General features: G+C 70.0%; 5 protein-coding genes. 1 reads left to right on the forward strand and 4 read right to left on the reverse strand.

Features of this window, described 5'->3' with window-relative positions:
• From QH283_RS05315 to QH283_RS05330, 4 genes are all read right to left on the reverse strand, one after another.
• A partial coding sequence (locus tag QH283_RS05315; RefSeq protein ID WP_432420664.1) for a hypothetical protein occupies positions 1-322 on the reverse strand: 322 nt, incomplete at its 3' end.
• Between the two features lie 5 nt (positions 323-327).
• Entirely contained in the window at positions 328-1,245 is a 918-nt protein-coding gene (locus QH283_RS05320) for a hypothetical protein (protein WP_280501894.1), read from the reverse strand.
• Between the two features lie 479 nt (positions 1,246-1,724).
• Positions 1,725-1,886, reverse strand: coding sequence for a hypothetical protein (locus QH283_RS05325; protein WP_280501895.1), 162 nt, complete (start codon positions 1,884-1,886; stop codon positions 1,725-1,727).
• A gap of 78 nt (positions 1,887-1,964) precedes the next feature.
• The gene (locus tag QH283_RS05330; protein WP_280501896.1) at positions 1,965-2,123 is read right to left on the reverse strand and encodes a hypothetical protein; all 159 of its coding nucleotides are present in this window, start codon (positions 2,121-2,123) and stop codon (positions 1,965-1,967) included.
• Positions 2,124-2,490: 367 nt separating this feature from the next.
• Between QH283_RS05330 and QH283_RS05335 the strand changes: the two genes are divergently transcribed.
• Positions 2,491-3,693, forward strand: coding sequence for an argininosuccinate synthase (locus tag QH283_RS05335; protein WP_280501897.1), 1,203 nt, complete (start codon positions 2,491-2,493; stop codon positions 3,691-3,693).
• Positions 3,694-3,824: the final 131 nt, after the last annotated feature.

Below are 3,824 nucleotides of genomic sequence, written 5' to 3' on the forward strand. Positions count from 1 at the left end.
CCCCGCCCCGCCCGGGGGCGTTGTGGGGGGGGGGGCGCCGGGGCCCCCACAGGTTGTGCGCCACCCGGCCGTGCGGGGCGGCGGCCACCGCGCCCGCCAGGTTCTGCAGCGACTGCTGGAGATGTTCGGTGGGGGAGAGGCCCTGCTCCGCGCCTGTCGTCGCGTAGGCCGTCCGGCGCGCCTTCTCGCCCGGCGACGAGGCGGTCTCGCGTGCCCGGTCGTCGGTGGCGCGTCCCGCCCGCTTCGTCGCGGAGGAGGGGCGGCCTGTGCGCTTGCGCGCCGGGCCCATGGGACGCCGATCGCCGGGAGATCGCTCGGCCATGATCCTCACCTCTTCGCCCGGCGCCCGGGGGCGCGCGCGGGGGGGGCGGCGTGGGCGCGCACGCGACGGGCGCCGGTTGCCGAGGCCCGGCTCGCCGCCGAGGTGGCCCGCCTCCCCGACACGGCCTTGCGGCTCCCGGCCGGCACGCCCTCACGAGCCCGTGAGCGGGCCGCACCCGCCGCTGCGGGGGTGGAGCCGGCACGGGGACGAGGCCGCCTCGTCACCGCCTGCTCCGCCGCGCCGACGGCGCCGTGGTCCAGATCGTCGAGGTCCTCCCGGTCGTCCTCGCCGTACTCGGCCTCGTCGTAGGGGTACCGATCGTCCGCCTCGTCCGCCTCGTCCGCCTCGTCTGTGGAGTCCTCGTCCGTGGAGTCCTCGTCAGCGAATTCCGCGTCCGCGTAGTCGTCAGTGCCGTCCTCCACCGCGTCCGGCTCGCGGTCCTCGCCGGGCTCGTCGCCTTCGTCCGTGTCGTCGTCGATCTCGTCCTCGTCGGCGTACTCGTCGGCGAATTCGTCGTCGCGGTCGTGGTCGTCCGAATGCCCCTCATCGGCGTACTCCTGATCGGAGTCCTTCTCGCCCGTCGCCGTATCCGGCGGCTGCTGGATTCGTGCCGTGAGCGCGTCGAGCCTGGTGCTCGCCGCATTGATCGCCGCTGCCCGGACGGCCCCGCCGAGTTCGCCGCGCACCGCGTCGCCGATCTTCGCCAGTTCCGGTGTAGACCCGAGCAGCGAACTCCCGCGTTGCAACAACTGTTTCGCCTCGGACTGTTTGCTCAGACCGGCGCCTGCCAGCGCAAGGGCCAGTCGCATCTTGCGGGTCCGGCCGAGGATGTATCCCGCTCCCACCCCGATCGCCAGTTGCACGCCGCCCTTCATCACCACTCCTTGCCTGCCGTCGACGGCGATGCACCGCAGCGAGCGCAAAGGGTCGGCAGCTTTTTCGAGGCCCCGATCGTTGGCTACACCGGATTCTTCTCGGCAAACCCGTGGCGCGTAGGAAATTCGACCCGAATCGTTCCTGTTTTTCCGGCCTCCGATGGATTCGGTCGCCGATCATTTCGATTCGTATTCCATTGGAAGATCGAATATCTCGATTCGACCCCCGTGTACACGCGGAGTCGGGACACGGCTACACGTTCGTCACCTCTTTCGGGTGACCGGAACCACGCCAGGTACCAGCAGCGGCTCGGCAAATCCTCCCTGTACCCCTCGGGGTCGCCGTCGACCCGGCGGTCCTGCCGCACACCGTGCGCCACTACCGCTGCGCCCGCAGCAGCGCGGTGAATCGGAGACCTCGGCCGCGGTCGACCGGATACGACTCGGCGATCATGCACGCCGACTGACGACGGGCCGAGCGGGCCACCGACGCCGCGGAGACCGCGATCGGGAGCGAGCGAGCCCGGTCAGTGCGGGTACTCGAGGAAGAACTGCCGCAACAGCGGCTCCGCCAGCCCGTACAGCGCCCTGGCCACGGTGATGCCGAGTTCGCCCCCGTGCATGGCGAGGTACCCGAGCCAGTCCCGGTTGTCGATGGCGAATTGCAGGAGGGGGTCGGTCTCGTTCACGGGAGCTCCTCTGTTCCGTGGGCTGCTGTTCCGTTGGCTGCTTCGGCAGGGGCGGGCGCGGGCGTCTCGGCGGCGGCCTCAGCGGGTGAAATAGGGCTGGAGCAGGGGCGGGAGTACTTCCAGGCCCCACCGGACGATCGACAGCGCTCCGTTGCCGAGGTTGATGACCACGTATCCGATCAGGTCGCGGTTCTGTTCGGCAAGATCCTGCAGCGGTTCGATGATGTCGTGGAACATGAGCCGGCTCCTTTGCCGTCATGGCGGCGCCTCGTGGCGGATGGTGCAGGCGTGTGTCGTGGTGGATCCAGGCTCGCACAGCGGCGGGGCGTCGCCAAGGGGTTGCCGCTCGCGAGATCCTCCGCGCGGTCGCGTGGCCGGGAAGGGGGCGCGGCGGTACGGTTGCCTCGCCGTCGCTGTGCGGGTGCGGCGCGAGGTGTGATCCGCGTCGGCAAGGCGACCCCGGTTATGTATGGGATTGCATAGTCGTGCATAATCATTTGTACAAGGCGCAGGGTTCGTCAGATCTGCGCGCCGGCGCGACCGGCAGACCGCCCGACAAGCGGCCGAGACCACCACGAACACACACTCGAGGAGCACTGAAGACATGTCCGAGCGCGTCGTACTCGCCTACTCCGGTGGGCTGGACACCTCCGTCGCCATCAGCTGGATCGGCAAGGAGACCGGCGCCGAGGTCGTGGCCGTGGCCATCGATCTGGGCCAGGGCGGCGAGGACATGAACGTGGTGCGCCAGCGTGCGCTGGACTGCGGCGCCGTCGAGGCGATCGTGGTCGACGCGCGCGACGAGTTCGCCGACGAGTACTGCCTGCCCACCATCCAGGCCAACGCCCTCTACATGGGCCAGTACCCGCTGGTGTCGGCCATCAGCCGGCCGCTGATCGTCAAGCATCTGGTCGAGGCCGCCAAGTTCCACGGCGCCACCACCGTCGCGCACGGCTGCACCGGCAAGGGCAACGATCAGGTGCGCTTCGAGGTCGGCATCGGCGCTCTGGCTCCCGACCTGAACGTCATCGCCCCCGTCCGCGACTACGCCTGGACCCGCGAGAAGGCCATCGCCTTCGCCGAGGAGAACAGCCTCCCGATCAACGTCACCAAGAAGTCGCCCTTCTCCATCGATCAGAACGTGTGGGGCCGCGCCGTCGAGACCGGCTTCCTCGAGGACCTGTGGAACGCCCCGACCAAGGACGTCTACGACTACACCGCCGACCCCACGGTCAACTTCGAGGCTCCCGACGAGCTCATCATCACCTTCGACAAGGGTGTCCCGGTCGCCATCGACGGCCGCCAGGTGAGCGTGCTCGAGGCCATCGTCGAACTGAACCACCGCGCGGGCCGCCAGGGCGTCGGTCGCCTGGACATGGTCGAGGACCGGCTGGTCGGCATCAAGAGCCGCGAGATCTACGAGGCCCCCGGCGCCATCGCCCTGATCACCGCGCACCAGGCCCTCGAGCACGTGACCATCGAGCGCGAGCTGGGCCGCTACAAGCGCCAGGTCGAGCAGCGCTGGGGCGAGCTGGCCTACGACGGCCTGTGGTTCTCCCCGCTCAAGCGCGCCCTCGACGCCTTCGTGCAGGACACCCAGCAGCACGTCTCCGGCGACATCCGCATGGTGCTGCACGGCGGCTCCGCGGTGGTCAACGGCCGCCGCTCCGAGCAGTCGCTCTACGACTTCAACCTCGCCACCTACGACGAGGGCGACACCTTCGACCAGTCGCTGGCCAAGGGCTTCGTCCAGATCCACGGCCTGTCCTCGAAGGTCGCCGCGCGGCGCGACCTGAACCAGAAGTAGGACGCGCCCCGGCGGAAGCCGGATCAGGACCAGAAGCGACAAGCCGCTGACGACGAGGGCCCGGGCCATGGGCGCCCGCCCACGTCGGTGGGCTCGCCCCGCCCCCCGCCCCCCCCGCGACGGTGGGATGG

The sequence above is a fragment of the Nocardia farcinica genome (assembly GCF_029867845.1).
GTDB classification, from domain to species: domain Bacteria; phylum Actinomycetota; class Actinomycetes; order Mycobacteriales; family Mycobacteriaceae; genus Nocardia; species Nocardia farcinica_A.